This is a genomic window from Ruegeria sp. Alg231-54 (assembly GCF_900143525.1).
GTDB lineage: Bacteria > Pseudomonadota > Alphaproteobacteria > Rhodobacterales > Rhodobacteraceae > Ruegeria.
The window spans coordinates 544193-563069 of the sequence record NZ_FREZ01000001.1 but is presented as its reverse complement, the minus strand read 5'-3'; the positions used below and the strand labels follow the sequence as shown (position 1 = coordinate 563069).

19 protein-coding genes are annotated in these 18877 nt (G+C 58.2%); 10 read left to right on the top strand and 9 right to left on the bottom strand.

What is annotated here, in order from left to right; all coding sequences use genetic code 11:
• Positions 1-91 precede the first annotated feature (91 nt).
• Positions 92-1123: an AbrB family transcriptional regulator gene (locus tag DHN12_RS02865; protein WP_108858791.1), complete on the bottom strand. Its 1032-nt coding sequence runs from the start codon at positions 1121-1123 to the stop codon at positions 92-94.
• Between the two features lie 110 nt (positions 1124-1233).
• On the opposite strand from DHN12_RS02865, the gene DHN12_RS02860 reads away from it, so the two are divergent.
• Complete coding sequence (locus DHN12_RS02860) at positions 1234-1911, top strand: GntR family transcriptional regulator (RefSeq protein ID WP_108859089.1); 678 nt, start codon at positions 1234-1236, stop codon at positions 1909-1911.
• 130 nt (positions 1912-2041) lie between these two features.
• Here the strand turns inward: DHN12_RS02860 and DHN12_RS02855 are convergent, their stop codons facing one another.
• On the bottom strand, positions 2042-2953 hold the full coding sequence (locus DHN12_RS02855) for a LysR family transcriptional regulator (RefSeq protein ID WP_234416531.1): 912 nt from the start codon (positions 2951-2953) through the stop codon (positions 2042-2044).
• A gap of 73 nt (positions 2954-3026) precedes the next feature.
• Between DHN12_RS02855 and DHN12_RS02850 the strand changes: the two genes are divergently transcribed.
• The 3 genes from DHN12_RS02850 to DHN12_RS02840 are packed head-to-tail and all read left to right on the top strand — an operon-like array spanning position 3027 to position 4674.
• Positions 3027-3368 (top strand): hypothetical protein, encoded by a 342-nt coding sequence (locus DHN12_RS02850; protein WP_108858789.1) that lies wholly within the window; start codon positions 3027-3029, stop codon positions 3366-3368.
• Positions 3369-3371: 3 nt separating this feature from the next.
• Positions 3372-3626: a hypothetical protein gene (locus DHN12_RS02845; protein ID WP_108858788.1), complete on the top strand. Its 255-nt coding sequence runs from the start codon at positions 3372-3374 to the stop codon at positions 3624-3626.
• Positions 3627-3669: 43 nt separating this feature from the next.
• Positions 3670-4674 (top strand): GlxA family transcriptional regulator, encoded by a 1005-nt coding sequence (locus DHN12_RS02840; protein WP_108858787.1) that lies wholly within the window; start codon positions 3670-3672, stop codon positions 4672-4674.
• 7 nt (positions 4675-4681) lie between these two features.
• Here DHN12_RS02840 and DHN12_RS02835 read toward each other — a convergent pair whose 3' ends face one another.
• The 5 genes from DHN12_RS02835 to DHN12_RS02815 form a co-directional block, all read right to left on the bottom strand.
• Complete coding sequence (locus tag DHN12_RS02835; protein ID WP_108858786.1) at positions 4682-5242, bottom strand: sarcosine oxidase subunit gamma; 561 nt, start codon at positions 5240-5242, stop codon at positions 4682-4684.
• A complete protein-coding gene (locus DHN12_RS02830; RefSeq protein ID WP_108858785.1) occupies positions 5235-8180 on the bottom strand; it encodes a sarcosine oxidase subunit alpha family protein in 2946 nt (981 codons plus the stop codon). The genes DHN12_RS02835 and DHN12_RS02830 overlap by 8 nt, the downstream gene beginning before the upstream one ends.
• Positions 8177-8464: a sarcosine oxidase subunit delta gene (locus tag DHN12_RS02825; RefSeq protein WP_108858784.1), complete on the bottom strand. Its 288-nt coding sequence runs from the start codon at positions 8462-8464 to the stop codon at positions 8177-8179. Before DHN12_RS02825 ends, DHN12_RS02830 begins: the two co-directional genes overlap by 4 nt.
• A 13-nt stretch (positions 8465-8477) precedes the next feature.
• Positions 8478-9728 carry a sarcosine oxidase subunit beta family protein gene (locus tag DHN12_RS02820; protein ID WP_108858783.1) on the bottom strand — a complete coding sequence of 417 codons (1251 nt, stop codon included), beginning with the start codon at positions 9726-9728 and terminating at the stop codon, positions 8478-8480.
• Between the two features lie 77 nt (positions 9729-9805).
• Positions 9806-10669 carry a LysR family transcriptional regulator gene (locus DHN12_RS02815; RefSeq protein ID WP_159089952.1) on the bottom strand — a complete coding sequence of 288 codons (864 nt, stop codon included), beginning with the start codon at positions 10667-10669 and terminating at the stop codon, positions 9806-9808.
• A gap of 107 nt (positions 10670-10776) precedes the next feature.
• Here DHN12_RS02815 and DHN12_RS02810 point away from each other — a divergent pair, with 107 nt between their 5' ends.
• From DHN12_RS02810 to DHN12_RS02785, 6 genes are read left to right on the top strand one after another with little or no spacing between them, the layout of a single operon-like run.
• Positions 10777-11376, top strand: a complete 600-nt coding sequence (locus DHN12_RS02810; RefSeq protein WP_108859088.1) for an amino acid synthesis family protein — start codon at positions 10777-10779, stop codon at positions 11374-11376.
• Positions 11348-12127 carry an alpha/beta fold hydrolase gene (locus tag DHN12_RS02805; protein WP_108858781.1) on the top strand — a complete coding sequence of 260 codons (780 nt, stop codon included), beginning with the start codon at positions 11348-11350 and terminating at the stop codon, positions 12125-12127. Before DHN12_RS02810 ends, DHN12_RS02805 begins: the two co-directional genes overlap by 29 nt.
• Positions 12124-13044: a flavin reductase family protein gene (locus tag DHN12_RS02800; RefSeq protein WP_108858780.1), complete on the top strand. Its 921-nt coding sequence runs from the start codon at positions 12124-12126 to the stop codon at positions 13042-13044. The genes DHN12_RS02805 and DHN12_RS02800 overlap by 4 nt, the downstream gene beginning before the upstream one ends.
• Positions 13044-14078: an LLM class flavin-dependent oxidoreductase gene (locus tag DHN12_RS02795; RefSeq protein WP_108858779.1), complete on the top strand. Its 1035-nt coding sequence runs from the start codon at positions 13044-13046 to the stop codon at positions 14076-14078. The genes DHN12_RS02800 and DHN12_RS02795 overlap by 1 nt, the downstream gene beginning before the upstream one ends.
• Before the next feature lie 8 nt (positions 14079-14086).
• A complete protein-coding gene (locus tag DHN12_RS02790; RefSeq protein ID WP_108858778.1) occupies positions 14087-15565 on the top strand; it encodes an aldehyde dehydrogenase in 1479 nt (492 codons plus the stop codon).
• A 43-nt stretch (positions 15566-15608) separates the two neighbouring features.
• The gene (locus DHN12_RS02785; protein WP_199913460.1) at positions 15609-16475 is read left to right on the top strand and encodes a DUF1989 domain-containing protein; all 867 of its coding nucleotides are present in this window, start codon (positions 15609-15611) and stop codon (positions 16473-16475) included.
• Here the strand turns inward: DHN12_RS02785 and argE are convergent.
• Together argE and DHN12_RS02775 are read right to left on the bottom strand one after the other, a co-directional pair.
• Positions 16472-17629 (bottom strand): acetylornithine deacetylase, encoded by a 1158-nt coding sequence (gene argE / locus DHN12_RS02780; RefSeq protein WP_108858777.1) that lies wholly within the window; start codon positions 17627-17629, stop codon positions 16472-16474. The two genes, DHN12_RS02785 and argE, sit on opposite strands and share 4 nt — an antisense overlap.
• Complete coding sequence (locus DHN12_RS02775) at positions 17626-18810, bottom strand: M24 family metallopeptidase (RefSeq protein WP_108858776.1); 1185 nt, start codon at positions 18808-18810, stop codon at positions 17626-17628. Before DHN12_RS02775 ends, argE begins: the two co-directional genes overlap by 4 nt.
• Between the last annotated feature and the right edge of the window lie 67 nt (positions 18811-18877).

The following is an 18877-nucleotide window of genomic DNA, read 5'->3' as shown; positions in this document are numbered from 1 at the left end:
CGCGGCAAACTGAGACTGGTTCGAATTCGTCTGACAGCACCGCCACAATCCCCTATCAACATTCATCCAGCCGCGCTTGAACGAGAATTCGTCATTCCCTTGATTTCGACCACCGCAGAAGTAGGTTGGCCGCGATTGGCGCGCCGATGATAACGACGACAATGCGCGCCAGATGGTGCGTGACAACATATCCCAGATCCGCCCCCGAAACGATGGCCAGCACAGTCATCTCTGCCTGACCGCCGGGTGCAAAGGCAAGGAAGGCTTCGACCGGCCGGCCAAGCCCAAGCGCCGTGACCACTGCCGTAAAAGCAGCGGCCAGAACGGCCAGCAAGATCACATAGGTGAAGCCAGCCGCCACGACGCGTTTAAGTTCCGACCAGGTGACACCGACGAACTTGACGCCGATCCCGCAACCGATGAAGAACTGGGCGAACAGGATCGCCTCGCGCGGGGGGCGGGTATGGATGAAATCCCCAAGCGATAAAGCCGCCGTCAGGATTAATGGCCCAAGAATCGAAGCACCGAAAAGCCCGATCTTTTCTCCGCCTTTCCAGCCGACAAAAGCTGCGATCGCCATGAGGATCAACTCATGCAAGGGTAGGGCCGAAGCAGGTTCGCCCAGTGGGTTGGTCAGTTCTGCATCGTAAAACAAGGTCAGAAATAAAGGGGCAAGGGTGACGATAATCAGAACGCGCGTCCCGTGGATCAGAGACAGGGTTCGCGGATTGGCACCGGCCTCGGCCCCAAAGATAACCATGTCCTGAAACCCGCCCGGCATGGCCGCAAAAAACGCAGTTTTTTTGTCAAAGCCCCAGAATTTTCGAAAGAACGGCACGCCAACCATTGCAATCAGCAAGATAAATACCGGTATCAGCAGAAGGGACGCAGCCATCTTTGGAAGTTCGGCGAACAGGCTGGGTGTGATCGACGCCCCGACCGCGACGCCAAGAATGGTTCTGGACGCGACCGAGATTTGCCCGAAATCCCGCATGGGTGCGTGTGCCAAAGCTGCAATCAAACACGCTGACATCGGCCCGAACAGAAAGGGCAGCGGCAGGTTCAACGCCCAAAAAACTGCAGTTCCCAACATAGCCAATATCAGCGTGACTGACCGTTGCATCAGCGGCGACAAATGAAGGCTTGAGGCGGTCAAGGATAGTGTCCGATTTCGTTGACTAAGGCATGTATCCAAATGTATACAAAGCGACCCAATATGCAAGATTGAGAATGATGAAAACTCAAGAAGATCCTAATCAAACCGGCCCGCAGGGGAATTCCGCTTATCAGCGCTTGCTGGATGAAATTCGCGAGGGTGTTTTGTTACCTGGTGAACGGCTGAGAGAGATCGAGCTGTCCGAAAAACTGGGCGTCAGCCGAACACCTGTGCGCGAAGCGATACGGCAACTCGAAACGGATGGGTTGGTGACGCATGTCCCCAGGCTGGGCGCAACGGTTCGCAGTCTGAGTTATTCGGAAGTCATGGAACTTTATGAAATGCGCGCCGTACTTGAAGGAACAGCGGCACGGTTGGCGGCACGCGCGGCTTCGGATGTGGAACTGGATGAACTTAATGTCCTGAACGATCGCCTTGCCGAGGCTGGCACCGGTCCGGTGGCCGCTCAGTTGAACCGTATTTTCCACGCCACGCTGTTGGATGCCGCCAAAAACCGCTTTCTCACAAAGTCGATGTTATCGTTGCAAAAGGCGTTGTTGATATTGGGTCCGTCCCAAATGCTGGATGGTCAGCGCGCAGACGATGCCGCGGGTGAGCATCGCCGTGTGATGGAAGCCTTGCAGGCTCGCGACGGCGACGCAGCCGAGCTGGCGATGCGCGCCCATGTTCATGCGGCCCAGCGGATGCGTATCCGCGCGTTGCAGAAACGGGACCGCGCAATTGATCAGACCTGATCTGAGGAACTGATCGTCCTACCTCTTGGTCTTAGGTTCCTTCGTCAAACCACTCCTCCCATCCGCAGAAGTCGACGGAAAACCCGGCCATCGTGGATGGTCGTTGTTTAGGCTCTTCCGGTACAAACACTCAGCTGACCACTTTCAAAGGGTTGGCGCCTTCAACCTCGCGGCTAATCTCTTGTACCAGCGCCATCGCGGCAGGGTTTCGGCGCTTAACATGCATACGCGCGACAAAAACGATGGCCGGGGGATCGGGGAATACGCCTTTGATCACCTCTATGTCCGGTGTGACATGCATTCCATTCAACAGGGCGACGCCCAAACCGGACCGCACGGCCGACTGAATGCCATTGGCGCTTGGGCATTCTAATACGTTATCGAAGCGGTACCCTTGCAGCTGCCCATCTCCAAAGCTCCATTTGCGATAGAAACATTGGCTGTCGAAGGACAGAAAGGGAACAGGTGCTGTCGTATCCAGTTGGAAATCCGGCGATTTTACCCAGTGCAGAGTGTCCTCGAACAGGATCAGGTCATCTGGCCGCGCATCGTGCCGAAAGATTTGCATGACGGCGACATCCAACTCTCCGGCCTTCAACCACTCTTGCACGTTTAGACTTTGACTGGTGCGTGTTCGGACCTGAACGTCCGGGTAAAGCCGGGTGAAACGGCCCAATATGCGGGCGATGTCGCTGGTTGCCGTGTCTTCGGTCATGCCCAGCCGGAGTGCGCCGGCCAAAGGTTTCTTGCCCAAACTGGCCAGCGCCTCATCGTGCATGGCACATATTCGGCGGGCATAGTCGCACAGGCGCAGACCTGTATCTGTGAACAGAGGGCCACCGGGTCGTCGTGCCAGCAGATCGCAGTCCAGGGCTTGCTCTAACCGTCTGATTTTGTGGCTGACTGCCGATTGCGACAGCGCCAGATGCTGGGCCGCGCGCGTCACGCCGCCATGGGATGCGATGGCTAGAAGGGCGCGCAGGGCGTCAATTTCCAATCGGTCGGTCATTCGTGAAGCCATGACAGTTTTTAATTGAGCCATGAATATCATTCATTTGTGTCACGCGCCAGTATTGAACTACTGGTCAGGAAATCCAAAGCTCAGGAGCATTCGCATGCCGCATCTCGTCCCGGACCACACAGTGATCAAAACCCCGCGGATGGCCCCCGGAATCCATGGTGTGGGCTATCCGGCGGTTCTTACTCGCGGCACATTATCTTACAGCAGGCGCGACGTGCTTCCGAGGCCGGTGTCGAAGGGCAACAGGAAATACCTGTTCGATCTGGCAGGCTTTGGACTGTCTAAACGACCTTGGGGTCCGGTGCTTGAAAGGTCGGTCACCGATCAGGTTCCCGTCGTTCACAAGTTGCCGGAAAACTGCGGTCAATTCCCGATTAAAGATCAGCCCAAACAGACACCCACGCCGCTGATCAATCTCCTGAAGCGAAAGGGCTGAGCTATGACGGATCAAATCAAAACCCGTGACCGGCGCGGTCTGACGACGGTATTCGAAATCACTGGATCGGTTCTGGCCATGGCCTATGCCTTGTTGATCGCGTCTAATACAGGGGCCGAGCTGTTCGGGTTTGCCCTGTTGTTACTGTCCTCGGGCCTGTTTGCGGCCTGGGCCGTGATTGATCGCCGCTGGACGTTCCTGTTGTTGCAGGGGTTTTATGCGGCCTCGGCGATCATCGGCTTGATCCGGTGGGCATGAACTTCGCATATGGCAGTTGTGGAAATCTTGCTAGAACAGCCTTATGCGCAATGAAGACAGAATCAAAATCGGCTTTTTGCTGTTTGACGGCTTTCCCATGGCCTGCCTGACTTCGGTGATCGAGCCGTTGCGGGCGGCCAATGAAATCGCCGGACAAGAGGCGTTTTGCTGGTCGCTGCTGTCCGAGCGCCAACAGAAAGTAAAATCCAGCGCAGGTGTACGGTTCGAGGCCGAGAAGTCTCTGGCCGACTGCAAGGATATCGACATTTTATTCCTTCTCAGTAGCCCAACGTCCGGCTTTGACAATACAACCGTTGGCAACGGTGCTCTACGGAGTCTCGGACGGCATGGCACCGTTTTGGGCGGGATTAGCGGTGGGGTTTTCCCATTGGTCCGGTCCGGGGTGATGGGGGGGCAACCTGTTTCCGTCCATTGGTGCTATGAGGCCGCATTTCTGGCTGAGTTTCCCGAAGTCGACTCGCGTAGCGAGGTGATCGTGAAAACGGCCACGCGCTACACCGCAGCCGGTGCTGCTGCCGGGTTCGATCTGGCCCTGCATCTGATCGAGGATCGGCTGGGCGGCGACGTCGCGCATGAGGTCGCCTGCTGGTTTCAACATCCGATGATGCGCGGGGCAGGTGTGCGGCAACAGGTTCCCACCACGACTGCGCCGGAAACTGGCGACAGCCTTCCGCCGTTGGTGTCGCGCTGCGTCGACCTGTTCGCCGGTCATATGAGCGATCCGATTTCCATCGCAGAGGCCGCACAGCAAATCGGGGTCACGCCACGCCAGGTGGAACGCGCCTTTAAGCAGGCGACAGGCCAAAGCCCCAGCCACTATTATCGCGCCATGCGCATGAAGGCGGCGCGGCAGATGGTGGTCTATACCAAGGACCCGATCGCAGATATCGCGGCTGCAATCGGGTATGGATCAGTGGCGCCGCTTGTTACGCATTATCGGTCGGCCTTTGGGCTAAGCCCCAGCGAAGACCGTCGCAGAATCAACCGCTTCCGTGTCGAAGGTAACGCGCCGCTGCCGTCAGTCTGACGTTGCCTTACAACGCCGACCGCATTGCAGTGACGATGGCATGATGCAACGACCCGGCGGATGAGCGGGGGCCATAAATGCTGAACGCTTCATCTGACCGACAGAGAACAAAGCAGCCAATGTGGTGAATTGAGCAACGGGCGACGCTGCCCGCATCGATATTGCGCAGGTCCAGCATAGATAACAGTTCCAACACAGCCGGAATCTGATCACCGTTCAGGTCGAACCGTGTCCACCCGTCGGTCTGTTCTGTCACCGACGCGGTACCGCCCAAAGCGGACTTCACCTGATCAGCAAGCTCTTCGTGCGTGTCAAAAGGCGCCTCGATCATCCACTGATCCGGACCGGCCCAAAAGGCAGTGACAGTGTCACCGGCATATTGGCCGATACCAGGTGCAGGGGCACCGATCAGTTTCGCCAGGGCTTTGCTGGCTTTGGTTTCCTGTCCCATCCGCGCGGCGACGGATGCCAGCGCGACGCCCGGAACTTCCCGGCACGTAATCCCGCCAACAGTGTCGACCTGCGGCTCGGACCCGCCCAATGCGGTTATTGCAATTAAATCATGCACGCAGACGCTCTCCTTCGGGGTCAACGAAATGGGCCGATACGATTTCGACTTCGACGGTCAGATCGGTCAATGGGGACACAAGGCGCATTTTCTCGCCCATCCGGTTTGCGCCGTCCTTCAAAAGACCCAGCCCGATATTGCTGTTCAGAATGGGGGAATAGGCAGCCGAAGTGACATAGCCCTGATCGTGCGCGGCATCCACCGGGCCGGTCGTGTTCATCAAATGGCCACCAGCGGTGACTTTTTCTTCGGGCGATACCGGTTTGATCCCGACCAACCGCAGGACATCGGGTTCTACCAAGGCCTCTCGTTCGGACAGGGTCGATCCGATGCTGTCTTTCTTTTTCGACACCATCTTGCCCAATCCAAGATTCAATGCCGTTGTGGTGCCATTCAGTTCGTTGCCGGCCGCGTGGCCCTTTTCGATCCGCATGACGCCCAGCGCTTCGGTGCCATAGGGGACTACGTCAAATTCCTCACCCTCTGCCATCAAGCGCCGCATCAGGGCGTCGCCATGGCGTGAGGGCACCGCGATTTCAAACGCCAACTCTCCCGAGAACGAGATCCGGAACAGCCGCGCGCGCAACCCGCCGCAGACCGTAATGTTGCCACAGCCCATGAAAGGGAACGCGTGGTTTGAAATGTCGAATTCAGGGTCGACGATCTTTTGCAACAGCTTGCGCGAATTGGGACCAGCGACAGCATATTGCGCCCAGGATTCCGTGGTCGAGATTAGCTGCACATCCATATCCGGGAACAAGCACTGCCGCACAAATTCCATGTGACGATAGACATTTACCGCGTTGGCCGTGGTCGTTGTGACGACAAAATGATCCTCGGCCAGACGCGCGGCTGTGCCATCATCCATCACCATGCCGTCTTCGCGAAGCATCAGGCCATAGCGGGTTTTACCCACGGGAAGCTTGGCGAAACCGTTCGCGTAGACGCGGTTCAGGAAATCAGCCGCGTCCGCGCCCTGCACGTCGATTTTTCCTAGTGTCGTACAGTCGCACACCCCGACGGAGGCGCGGGTCTGGCGCACTTCGCGGTCCACTGATTCACGCCAATGAGTCTCACCCGGCAGGGGGAACCACTGCGCGCGCAGCCAGTTGCCAACCTCGACAAACACTGCGTCCCTCTCCTTGGCCCAATAATGCGAGGGCGTCAGGCGCGTGGGGTGGAATTCTTGTCCCTTCATCCGACCGGCGAAAGTGCTGATCGGAACAGGCGTGTAAGGCGGGCGGAAAATGGTTGTCCCTGTTTCAGGGATCGATTTTCCGGCCACCTCGGCCATGATAGCCAATGCGCTGATGTTCGAGGTCTTGCCCTGATCAGTCGCCATGCCAAGCGTGGTATAGCGTTTCAGGTGTTCAACTGACCGGAACCCTTCCTGATAGCTGAGTTTGACGTCCTTGACGGTCACGTCATTTTGCTGGTCCAGCCAAGCGCGTTTGCAGCCTTCGACATACCAGAACGGTTTCTGCGCGATCGGAGCATCCTCGGCCTCGGGCAAGACGGGCTGAGCAACGCTCAGCTCCAGCGCTGCTGCGGCAGCCTCAGCACCGGATTGCAATGCACCTTGCGTAGACATCACTCCGTTCGCTGCGCCCGCGACAGTCAATCCGACGGGCAGATTTGGACCGGGCACAAAGGCGGCCAGATCGTCGTTCCAGACCGGACGCCCGCGCTGATGGCAGGTTAGGTGGACATTCGGGTTCCAACCACCCGAAACGCCCAGCGCGCCGCATTCCAGCGTGCGGGTTGAACCGTCGGGCAGGGCAACTTCGACAAAGGTCAGACCAAGGCGTCCCTTGGTATTCACAACCTGTGCGCCGCTCAGGACTTCGTAATCGTAGTTGACCGGAGCATCCTCGCGCACATCAATGACGGCGCAAACGTGAACGCCCTTGGCATGCAGATCGGCAGCGGTGCGGTGACCGTCGTCGTTGTTGGTAAAGATCGCCACGCGCTGAGAGGCCGTGGCCGCGAACCGATTGGCATAGGTTCGCAAGGCGCTGGCCATCATGATGCCAGGGCGGTCGTTGTTTTCGAACGCGATGGGGCGTTCAGTCGACCCCGCACACAGCAATGCCTTCTTGGTGTAAATGCGCCATAAGATCTGGCGCGGTTTACCTGCGGGCAGGGTGGCCACGTGATCTCCGGTGCGTTCTACAGCGCCGTAGATGCCGTGGTCGAAGGCGCCGATAACAGTGGTTCTGGCCATCAGCCGGACGTTGGGCATTGATGACAGTTCCGCGACGGCCTGCTCGGCCCAATCGCTGCTGCTTTGATCGCCAACCGAGAATGTCTCGCTGTTGAGACGTCCGCCGAACCGAAAATCCTCATCAGCCAGAATAACGTCCGCACCCGCGCGTCCTGCGGTCAGGGCTGCCATCAAGCCCGATGGACCCGCGCCGATGATCAGCAGATCGCAATGGCGGAACCCCTTGTCATATTCGTCGGGATCAGCCTCCATCGACAATGAGCCAAGGCCGGCAGCGCGACGGATGATCGGCTCATAGACTTTTTCCCAAAAAGCTGCCGGCCACATGAAGGTCTTGTAGTAAAACCCGGCGGACAGGAAATTCGAGAACAGATCGTTTACGCCAAGCGCATCGAACTTCAGGCTGGGCCAACGGTTCTGCGATTGCGCCTCAAGCCCGTCAAACATCTCCGTCGTGGTGGCACGTGTGTTGGGTTCCTGCCGGTTGCCAGAGCGCAGCTCGACAATGCCGTTGGGCTCCTCGGATCCGGCGGTCAGCAGGCCGCGCGGGCGGTGATACTTGAACGAGCGTCCGATCAACCGCACGTCATTGGCCAGCAAAGCCGAACCCAGCGTATCGCCGGGATGGGCGGTATAGTTGTGGTTGTCGAACTGGAAGTTCACTGTGGTGTTGCGGTCGATCTGGCCACCGCTCAGCCTGTTGGATTGCGTCATTTGGATCGCCCCCGCGCGCGGGCCACATCGCGGGCCAGTTCTACCTTGGAAATCTCATGAGTGGTGGTGTCGCGGGTCACGACCAGCCACGACCGGTCGCCAGCCTCATGATACCACAGTTCTTGATGCTCGCCTGCGGGATTGTCGCGCAGATACCCGTATTCATAGAACGCTTCCGCCGCGTCTTCGGCCTGCCAGTCCGGGCGGTTGATCAGTGACGCGTCACCCAGATAGGTGAACTCAGATGCGTCGCGCGGGCCCAGAAGGGGATGGTTGATAATCATTGTTGTGCTCCCCTCAATGCAGGTTGGGCTGGTTGCCCACGCCTTTTTCGTCGATCATCCGGCCCGTGCGGAACCGGTCGAAGCGATAGGCCGTGGCGGTAGAGTGCGGTTCGTCCTGCGCCAACAGATGCGCAAAACAGTAACCGGACGCCGGGGTCGCCTTGAACCCGCCATAGCACCAGCCACCATTGAAATAGAGACCCTCGACGGGTGTGCGGTCGATGATGGGTGAGCCATCCATCGACATGTCCATAACACCGCCCCACATACGCAGCAGACGTGAGCGGCCGATCATCGGCATCAACGAGACGCCGCCCTCGCAGACATCCTCGACCACGGGTAGATTTCCACGTTGGGCGTAGGTGTTATAGCCGTCGATATCACCGCCAAAGACCAGCCCGCCTTTGTCGGACTGGCTGACATAGAAATGTCCGGCCCCATAGGTGATGACGCTGGGCAGAACCGGCTTCAGGCCCTCGGACACAAAGGCCTGCAACACGTGGCTTTCGATCGGTAGGCGCATGCCCGCCATGTTCATCACCCGGCCCGAGTTACCGGCAACAGCGCAGCCGACCTTGTTAGCCCCGATAAAGCCCTTTGAGGTTTCGACGCCCAGGCATTTGCCGTTCTCGATACGCAGACCAGTGACTTCGCAATTCTGGATGATGTCGACACCGTGGCTGTCCGCGGACCGGGCAAAGCCCCAGGCCACCGCATCATGGCGCGCGGTGCCGCCCCGCCGCTGGGCCAGACCGCCTTTGATCGGGAAACGCGCGTCGTCGAAATTCAGATAGGGGTGTTCTTTGCGTACCTGATCGGCATCCAGCAATTCGGCATCTGCACCGTGCAGGATCATCGCATTGCCGCGCCGCGTATAAGCGTCGCGCTGACCATCCGTGTGGAACAGGTTGAGTATTCCGCGCTGGCTCATCATGGCGTTGTAGTTCAGGTCTTGTTCAAGCCCTTCCCACAGTTTCATCGAGAATTCATAGAACGGCTCATTCCCGTCCAGCATATAGTTCGAGCGAACGATCGTCGTGTTCCGCCCGACATTGCCTCCGCCGATCCAGCCCTTTTCGACAACTGCGACATTTCGATGACCGTAGACCTTGGACAGATAATGGGCGGTTGCCAGCCCATGACCACCACCGCCTATGACGACAATGTCGTAATGAGCTTTGGGTTCGGGGTCACGCCAGACCGGTTTCCACCCTTTGTGGCCGGTAAGCGCCTCTTTGATGACTCGAAAGCCTGAATATCGCATGAATCGGACCTTTTTTGCCAGAATTCACTATTTTCCTGCTCAGTAATATCCTCAGATGCGACATTGGTGTGTCTGAATCAGACCCTTTGGTGTGCCGGGCCGGGAACTAATTGTGAAAACCATGATACAAAGGCGTCAACCTCGGGTGATGCGCGCTGCACGGCCAGAAAGTACCCTTCGGCCGCTGGAGCAGTCTCATCGAAAGCACGCGCGACCTGTCCGGTTTGCAGAGCGTGATCGGCAATAAGGGCATTCACCAAGGCCACGCCGTTTCCCGAAGCCGCCAATTGCAAGGCGAGCCCGTAAGAATCGACATAATAGGCCGGGGTATGGATTTTATGACCGGTGACTTCCGCCCAGGTGGACCAGTTGTCCGACGTTCCCACGGCCTCGATCAACGGCAAGTCCTCAAAAGCGCCAACCAAGCCAGGTGCTTTTACCACGATCAGGTCATTCGGCAGTAACGGTTTTGCATCCCGCCCGACCTGTTTTTCCGACCCGAACCGGATTTCGACATCGGCGCGCAGGGCCGAGTATTCGTCCGGCCAGATCGTGCTGACAAAGCGAATGGACGTGTCTGGGTTTTGGTCGCGAAACTGGGGCAGGGCAGGGGAAATTAACCACTCGATGATACTGATCGAGGCCGCAACAGTAACGTGTCTGGCCCGTTCCTCTGCCAAATACGGAGAGGCGGCGGATTGCAGCAATTGCAGTGCGGCTTCGACCTGCGGCAGCAGCTTTCGCCCTTCATCCGTCAAAGAAAGACCACGCGGATGCCGATGAAACAGGACGACGCCAAGCCGGGATTCCAGCGACCTGATTTGCTGGCTTACGGCGGATTGGGTCAATCCGATTTCATCCGCTGCAGCAGTTGAACTCAGCCTTCTGGCCGCAGCCTCGAACGACCTGAACCATGTAAGGGGGGGCAGTGTTTTGGGCATGTGCAACCGACCTAGTAGTTTCATTAATACCTAAGACCCAACTTCTTTCGTTTGTCAAAGTGCCGGCCAATCAAAGATATTTCTCGTACTCAAGATTGGGGGATATCGTGCAGCCGGAAATTCGTAAAATAGTGACCTTCGACGAAGAAGTTCTGATCGAAGGATATCGCAAAGCCGAACGGGCGTGGCGCATGTTCGCAGTGGCAGCGGTTGTCACGAACCCTTGGGCCGGGCGTTTCGTCGAAGATCTGCGGCCCGAAATTTTGGCCTATGGTCCGATCCTGGGACAAGAACTGACCGACAGGATGATCGCGCTGGCCGGAAGCGGTGAGGCGATTGAGGCTTATGGCAAGGCAGCGGTTGTGGGGCTGGACGGAGAGGTCGAGCATGCCTCGGGCCTGATCCACACGCTGCATTTTGGGAACATCTTCCGGCAGGCGGTTGACGCCAAATCCTATCTTTCATTCACCAACACCCGGGGCCCGGCGAACACACCGATCATGGTGCCTCTGATGGACAAGAATGATGCGGGCCGCCGGTCACACTATCTGACGCTGCAATTCGCCATCCCCGACGCGCCCCGTGCGGATGAGATCGTCGTGGTTTTGGGCGGAGCAACCTCGGGCCGTCCGCATCATCGTATTGGCGACCGTTATCAGGACTTGAAGGATTTGGGCCATGACGTGGACAACCCGGCCTCGGTCTGACAACGGCGGGCCCGCCGCGATAGACGAAGGCGAAGGCCCGCTTGTGGTTCTGCTCCATGGCGTTGGCTTGCGGGCCGAAGCCTGGGGCGCGCAGATCGATGCGCTGTCTGCCGCCGGGTATCGTGTTCTGTGTCCGGATATGCCCGGGCACGGAGAAACCCCGTTCCAAGGTGCTATTGGGCTGGATGGATACGCCAACCCTATCGCGGCCCGATTGACCGAGCCTGCTGTTCTGATAGGGCATTCCATGGGGGCGTTGATTGCTTTGAGCATTGCGGCATCGGGTCATAATCAGGTGAGAGGCGTTGCCGCGTTGAATGCTATATATGGCCGGACACCCGAAGCGCGTGCGGCTGTCACGAACCGCGCGGCGGCACTAGATGCTTCGGCCATGAACGATCCCACCGTGACCTTGCAGCGTTGGTTCGGAGATCAGGTTTCTAAAGAAGGAGAAGCCTGTTCGCGTTGGCTGAAAAATGTCGATCCGGGCGCATACAAAGCGGCCTATACCGTCTTTGCCGAAAGCGATGGGCCGACTGACGCGCAACTGGGGCAAATCAAATGCCCGGCACTGTTTATGACGGGCGCGGACGAGCCGAATTCGACACCCGGCATGTCACAGGACATGGCGCAGAAGGTGACAAATGGGCGTGTCGAAATTGTTCCGAACGCCGCTCACATGATGCCCATGACGCACCCGGTTGACGTTAACGCCAATTTGCTTGAGTTCGTTCGGAGGTGCCTGCCATGACCGAGATTGACACTCGCGCCCTGCGTGATGCATTCGGTAACTTCATGACTGGCGTGACGGTTGTGACGACCCGGGATTTTTCCGGCAATCCGGTCGGGTTCACGGCAAACTCCTTCACGTCCGTGTCGCTTGATCCGCCTTTGTTGTTGGTGTGTCCCGGCAGGTTTCTGTCCAGCCACGATACCTTTGCCGGATGCACACAATTTGCGGTGAATGTTCTGGCAGATGGGCAGCAGGGCGTCTCCAACACTTTCGCAAGTTTCAAAGGCGACCGATTTGGTCGGGTGGCGCATCGCGACGGAGCCAATGGCTTGCCGCTGATCGATGGCGCGCTGGCGCAGTTCAGCTGTGAAACGCATCAGGCGCTGCCCGCAGGCGACCACACGGTTCTGATTGGCCGTGTCACAGAGTTCACCCATATTGGCGGAAACGGTTTGGGTTACGTGAACGGATCGTACTTCAGTCTTGAGCTCGAGCGTGAGATGGACGCGCAGGTTCCAACAATCTGCGGCGCGATTGTTGCGGCAAATGGCAAAGTTCTTCTGGAACGCTACGAAGGCGCATTTCGCCCGGTTCAAATCGCCGGTGCGGAACCCGGGGGGCAACGCAACAGGCTGGCACAGGGCCTTTCCGATCGGGGCATTCAGGCGCAGATCGAACAGGTCTATTCTTCGTTCAACGATGCCGAAACGAACCTGCACTATACGTTCTTTCTGGCGTCCTGCGGTCAGACCACCCAGACGGACAATGCCGAATGGGTAGACATCGGCGATCTGGCCGATCTGACCTATGCCAGCAAAAGTTTGCACCACATGATAACCCGCTACGCCCTTGAAGCCCGCGAAGGCGTTTTCGGGCTGTATCTCGGTGATGCCGAGCGCGGCGAAATTCACAGTTTCGGTAAAGGAGCCATTTGATGGAGTTTTCACTGTTTGCCCACGTGGAACGTCTGACCCCGGATCAGCCTCACGATGTACTGTATGATGAATTCGTGAGCCTGGTGAAGATGGCTGATGACGGGGGCATGCGGGCGGTTTGGACAGGTGAACATCACGGGATGGAGTTCACCATTGCCCCCAACCCGTTTCTGTCGCTGGTCGATCTGGCGCATCACACGCGCAATGTGCGGTTGGGCACCGGAACGGTAATTGCGCCGTTCTGGCATCCGATCAAACTGGCAGGTGAGGCCGCCGCAGCGGATCAGATGACGAAAGGGCGTATCGAGTTGGGGATCGCGCGCGGTGCGTATTCCTATGAATACGAACGTCTGATGCCGGGAATGGACGCTTGGGAGGCGGGGCAGCGCATGCGCGAGTCCACCCCGCTGTTGCCTCAGATCTGGAAGGGCGATTGTGCCCATGAAGGCGAGTTCTATGAGTTTCCGGCGGCAACTTCGGCACCGAAGCCATATCAGGAGGACGGCCCGCCAATCTGGATCGCAGCGCGGGATCCTAACAGCCACGAATTCGGCGTTCACAACGGATTCAATATTCAGGTCACCCCGCTGTGGCAGGGTATGGAAGAGATCGAGACCCTGATGGGGCGTTTCAACGATGCCTGTGACAGCTACGAGGGGCCGCGCCCCAAGATCATGTTGTTGCACCACACCTATGTCGGCAAGGATGACGACGATGTTGCGCAGGGCGTGCAAAATTTGCGCCGTTACTACAATTACTTTGGTGCATGGTTCATGAATAAACGGCCAGTTGAACAGGGCTTGATCAAGCCGATTACCGAAGCCGAGATGGACGCGAACCCGATGTATACCAGCGAGAAACTGGGCCGCGACCTGACAGTTGGGACCGCGCAACAGGTAATCGACCGGATCAAGCGCTATGAAGATCTGGGCTATGACGAGTTTTCGTTCTGGGTCGATAGCGGCATGACCAACGAACGTAAGCGTGCCTCTTTGGCGCGATTCATCGACGACGTGATGCCGGCATTTCAGTGAGGACCACCATGGGAAACCTACCGCATTTTCAGCTGTTCATTGACGGCGTCTGGACCGAAGGATCAGCCTCGCAGGTGATGACGTCACAGAACCCGGCCACGGGCCAGGGGTGGGCCACATTCGCGTGCGCCGCGCCCAGTGATGTTGAACTCGCCATCGCCGCCGCCAAACGGGTTCTGGATGACCCGGAATGGCGGGATATGACACAGACGCAGCGGGGCAAGCTGCTGTATCGTCTTGCCGATCTGGTGGCAGAAAACGCCAAGCGCCTGGGTGAGTTGGAGACGACCGACAGCGGAAAGCTGTTGGCGGAAACCTCGGCGCAAACCGGATATGTTGCCGATTACTACCGCTACTATGCGGGTCTGGCAGACAAGATCGAAGGCACGGTCCTGCCCATCGACAAGCCTGACATGCATGTCTTTACCTCACGAGAACCGATTGGAGTCGTGGCCGCGATCGTGCCGTGGAATGCCCAGATGTTCCTGACCGCGACCAAGCTGGGCCCGGCGTTGGCTGCCGGGTGTTCCGTGGTGCTGAAAGCATCGGAAATCGCGCCCGCACCCATGCTGGAATTCGCCAAGCTGATTGAACAGGCTGGGTTCCCGTCCGGCGTTGTGTCGGTCATCACCGGTGACGCCGAAAACTGTGCAATTCCACTGACCCGCCATCCTGATGTCGACCGAATTGCTTTTACCGGCGGGCCAGAGACCGCCCGCCATGTGGTGCGAAACTCGGCTGAGAACTTTGCGGTCACGTCATTGGAATTGGGTGGGAAATCCCCGATCCTCGTGTTTGAGGACGCCGATATGGACGGTGCAGCAAACGGTCTGATCGCAGGTAACTTCGGCGCATCCGGTCAGAGTTGTGTGGCGGGAACGCGCGGACTGGTGCATCGGTCTATCCTTGGGCCTCTGGTCGAGCGGATCGCCGAAAAAGCCAGCGCCATCCGGTTGGGTGATCCTTTGCAGCCGGAAACGCATGTTGGTCCGCTTTGCACGGCGGCACAGGTGCGCAAGATCGAAGAGACCTTGAGTAAAGCGCGAGGGCAGGGCGCGACGATCCACTTCGGGGGAAATGCTGCCGACCGTCCCGGCAACTACATGAACCCCACCTTGGTAGAATGCGCGTCACCCGCAACCGAAACGTTGAAAATCGAAATGTTCGGGCCGGTGATGTCCTTGCTGCCATTCGATACCGAAGAAGAGGCTATCGCGCTGGCAAACAGCACCCCTTACGGGTTGGGCTCGGGCGTGTTCACGCAGAACCTTGCGCGCGCGCACCGTGTGTCAAAACGGGTCCGGGCCGGTATCTGCTGGGTGAACACCTATCGCGCGATCTCACCCATTGCGCCGTTCGGCGGGTTCAATCAGTCGGGATATGGTCGCGAGGCGGGTGTTGAGGCAATACTGGATTACACCAGAACCAAGACAACCTGGATCAGCACCGCGCAAGAGCCGATGGCGAACCCCTTTATAATGCGTTAAAGATTCGGCAAAGCAGGGATTTCTGGAGGGAAGTGAGGGGCACATGAAACTGACAAAACCGAACTTCCCACCACCGGCCGATGCCGCCGACCGCAAGGCCATTGCCCCAGTAATCTGCTACCCGCCGGACTCGTTGCAGCAGCCTGATCTGATTGGTTTGGGCCAACTGCGCGAAGGTGCCGTAAAAGTGGCCGAGGCCACTGCTGCCCCGCGTGACGCGGCTTGCATTGATGTTCCGGCTGGCGCTTTCGTCAGGGTGGTTTCGGTCGATGGCCCTCAGGTCGGTGACCTGAACATGTGGAACAAGCATGACCTGACCGAGCGGTTCTTTTCCGGCAAAACACGTGCGCTTCATGGCACGCATCTGTCTACCGGCGACCGGATGTGGTCGAGCTTTCCCAACATGCGACCGATGGCGACGATCATTGCCGATACGCTGGATTGGTACGGGTTCGATGCCTATGGCGGCTCGGTCCATGATGTGATCGGCACGCGGTGTGATCCATATACCGGGCGTTTGCTTTCGGGGGATGACTATCACTATTGCTGTCATTCGAACCTGACCCGCGCGCTGGCCGGCCATTGCGACCTGCCGCTGCATGAGGCCGAAATGCTGGTGCATGACGTGCTGAACGTGTTCATGTGCACCGGATTTACCCGCGATACGGGCCAGTATTTCATGAAGGCCAGCCCGGTGCGTCCAGGCGATTATCTCGAGTTCTACGCTGAGATTGACCTGATCGTTGGCCTGTCTGCGTGTCCCGGAGGGGATTGTTCGTCAGAGCATTCGTCAGACGCGGCCGCCTGCTATCCGTTGCTGATGGAAGTTTACGATCCCGGCGAAGAAGCGCGGGCTGCACATGTGCAACCGGGTCGGTCAAGATACGACCGCACGCACGGTACCGGTTAACGGGTCAGGCGCTGACCCAATCGGGTCAGCATTCTGCAGCACAGGTCCAGCTGTTCGATTTCAAGGAACTCGTCTGCCTTGTGGGCCTGTGCGATTGAACCCGGCCCGCAGACAATTGCGTGAACGCCCAGTTTCTGGAACAGCCCGGCCTCGGTCGCAAAGGCGACAACGCCACTGCCATTCGCGCCGGTCAGTTCGGCCACCAGATCACGGGCCGCGTTTTCTTCCATGGGTTCAAGACCTTCGACCTCGGCGATAGCCTCTTGCGTGATACTCGAGTCGCTGTGCACCGCTTGCATCTCCGGCAGCAAAGAATGCTCTACGTAGTCCGAAAGGGTCTTTTTGACGAGGTCGGCGTCACTTGCCTGCACTGGGCGCATCTCCCACAAGACCTCGGCCTTGCTGGCTATGACGTTGTGGGCAACGCCGCCCGAAATTTGGCCGATATTGACCGTCGTCCAAGGCGGCTCGAACCGGCTGTCGGCGGGTGCGCGGGACTTGAGGATATGGCGCAACTCCAGCAGTTTGCCGATATAGCGCGCGGCATATTCCGCAGCATTCACCCCGTCATCGGGGGCAGAGCTGTGTCCCTCTAGACCCGAGAAGCGGGTGGTATATTCAAAGCAGCCCTTGTGCCCCTCTATCACGCGCATCTCGGTCGGCTCGCCGATGATGGCGATGTCCGGAACGATGCCACGTTCAGACAGGTCGTCGACTAGGGTTTGCGCACCAAGGCAGCCGACTTCCTCGTCGTAAGTAAAGGCAAAGTGCAGCGGCTGTGTCAGCTTGTCCACATCCAGCGTTTCGCCGAAAGCCACCGCCGCTGCGATGAAGCCCTTCATGTCGCATGTGCCGCGACCGTAGAGCTTGCCGTCATTTTCAGCCATCTGGAACGGATCGGTTGTCCAATCCTGATCGGCCACTGGCACCACGTCCGTATGGCCTGACAAAAGGATGCCGCCGGGTTGATCGGGGCCGAGGGTGGCAAACACGTTCGCCTTTGCACCGGTCTTGTCCCGCGTCTCGATACACCGTGCACCCAATGCCTCGAGCCGTTCGGTCAGATAGCTGATCATTTCCAGATTCGAGTCCGCTGACACCGTCTCAAAAGCGATCAGGTCGGCTAGTATTTCAATGGTTCTGGGTAAAGTCATGGCTTCACAAACAGCTTTCTGGGGCGGTCGCAGAAACATTCGGCAGGTCCGGAATCTGTGATGAGGATCGGCTCAGTGATCTCCAACCCCCAATCATCCATCCAGAGGCCGGGCATGAAGTGAAAGGTCATGCCAGGTTCCAGCACTGTCTCATCCTCGGGGCGCAGGGATATCGTGCGTTCACCCCAGTCCGGCGGATAACTCAGGCCAATCGGATAACCGCATCGCGCGCCGCGCTCGATACCCGCTCGTTCCAGCGGGGCAGCCAGAGCCAACGCAATATCACGCGCCTGGTTGCCAGCACGCGCGGCCTCTAGTCCCGCTTCAAGCCCTTCGACCAGAGCGGCTTCAGCACGAAGCAAATAATCGGGTGGCTTACCCAAAAAGACCGAGCGGCAGAAGGGCGCGTGGTAACGGCGATAGCAGCCTGACAGTTCGAAAAATGTACACTCTCCGGATCTGAATGGTTCACCATCCCAAGTCAGGTGCGGTGCGGCGGCATCCGGGCCGGACGGGAGCAGGGGCACAATGGCCGCGTAATCGCCCCAATCGTCGCCAACTCCGGTGACTGCGTCATGGTAGATTTGCGCGACGAGGTCGTTCTTGCGCATACCCGGTTCAATGCGTTCCAATACGCCGTCAGTTACATGCTCGGATATGCGGGCCGCTTTTCGCATCAGCGCGATTTCTTCATCGGATTTAACCGCACGCTGCCAGTTGACCAAAGCGTTTGCGTCGACAAGCTGTGCTTCGGGCAGCTCTGCCAGCAATGTCAGGTGTGCCTTGGCTGAGTAGTAATAATTGTCCAGCTCAACACCAATACGCCCCTTGGCAATACCGGCATCCGTAATCAATGCGGCCAAATCCTGCATTGGATGACGCACGGTGGATTGCACGTATTCGTCCGCATAACCGCGGATTCGATCACTCGTCATCCAAACAGTTCGGCGCGCGCCATTTGCGTCTTGATTGCGACCCCACCAGACCGGGTCGGCGTCGTGCAGGACCAGAACACCTTGATGCACATAGAATGACCAGCCGTCATAGCCCGTCAGCCATGCCATGTTCGAAGGATCTTCGACAAACAGGGCATCCAAACCTGCTGCTGCCATGGCAGCGCGGGTCTTTGCCAATCTGCGGTCATACTCGGCGCGGCTGAAGGCCGGATCTGAATGGGGCATTTTGGGCTCCTGCCTTGGGCGAGTTTTGTTGACAGAACTTGACGAATGCGATCACGTCAATGGGCAT

Bases quoted from the DNA above. Each gene is read 5' to 3' on its own strand.
- DHN12_RS02865 (WP_108858791.1), bottom strand. From the start codon at position 1,123: ATGCAACGGTCAGTCACGCTGATATTGGCTATGTTGGGAACTGCAGTT.
- DHN12_RS02775 (WP_108858776.1), bottom strand. From the start codon at position 18,810: ATGCCCCATTCAGATCCGGCCTTCAGCCGCGCCGAGTATGACCGCAGA.
- DHN12_RS02820 (WP_108858783.1), bottom strand. From the start codon at position 9,728: ATGCGATATTCAGGCTTTCGAGTCATCAAAGAGGCGCTTACCGGCCAC.
- DHN12_RS02845 (WP_108858788.1), top strand. From the start codon at position 3,372: ATGACGGATCAAATCAAAACCCGTGACCGGCGCGGTCTGACGACGGTA.
- DHN12_RS02805 (WP_108858781.1), top strand. From the start codon at position 11,348: ATGACGTGGACAACCCGGCCTCGGTCTGACAACGGCGGGCCCGCCGCG.
- argE (WP_108858777.1), bottom strand. From the start codon at position 17,629: ATGACTTTACCCAGAACCATTGAAATACTAGCCGACCTGATCGCTTTT.
- DHN12_RS02800 (WP_108858780.1), top strand. From the start codon at position 12,124: ATGACCGAGATTGACACTCGCGCCCTGCGTGATGCATTCGGTAACTTC.
- DHN12_RS02785 (WP_199913460.1), top strand. From the start codon at position 15,609: ATGAAACTGACAAAACCGAACTTCCCACCACCGGCCGATGCCGCCGAC.
- DHN12_RS02795 (WP_108858779.1), top strand. From the start codon at position 13,044: ATGGAGTTTTCACTGTTTGCCCACGTGGAACGTCTGACCCCGGATCAG.
- DHN12_RS02855 (WP_234416531.1), bottom strand. From the start codon at position 2,953: ATGGCTCAATTAAAAACTGTCATGGCTTCACGAATGACCGACCGATTG.
- DHN12_RS02825 (WP_108858784.1), bottom strand. From the start codon at position 8,464: ATGATTATCAACCATCCCCTTCTGGGCCCGCGCGACGCATCTGAGTTC.
- DHN12_RS02860 (WP_108859089.1), top strand. From the start codon at position 1,234: ATGAAAACTCAAGAAGATCCTAATCAAACCGGCCCGCAGGGGAATTCC.
- DHN12_RS02815 (WP_159089952.1), bottom strand. From the start codon at position 10,669: ATGCCCAAAACACTGCCCCCCCTTACATGGTTCAGGTCGTTCGAGGCT.
- DHN12_RS02840 (WP_108858787.1), top strand. From the start codon at position 3,670: ATGCGCAATGAAGACAGAATCAAAATCGGCTTTTTGCTGTTTGACGGC.
- DHN12_RS02850 (WP_108858789.1), top strand. From the start codon at position 3,027: ATGCCGCATCTCGTCCCGGACCACACAGTGATCAAAACCCCGCGGATG.
- DHN12_RS02790 (WP_108858778.1), top strand. From the start codon at position 14,087: ATGGGAAACCTACCGCATTTTCAGCTGTTCATTGACGGCGTCTGGACC.
- DHN12_RS02830 (WP_108858785.1), bottom strand. From the start codon at position 8,180: ATGACGCAATCCAACAGGCTGAGCGGTGGCCAGATCGACCGCAACACC.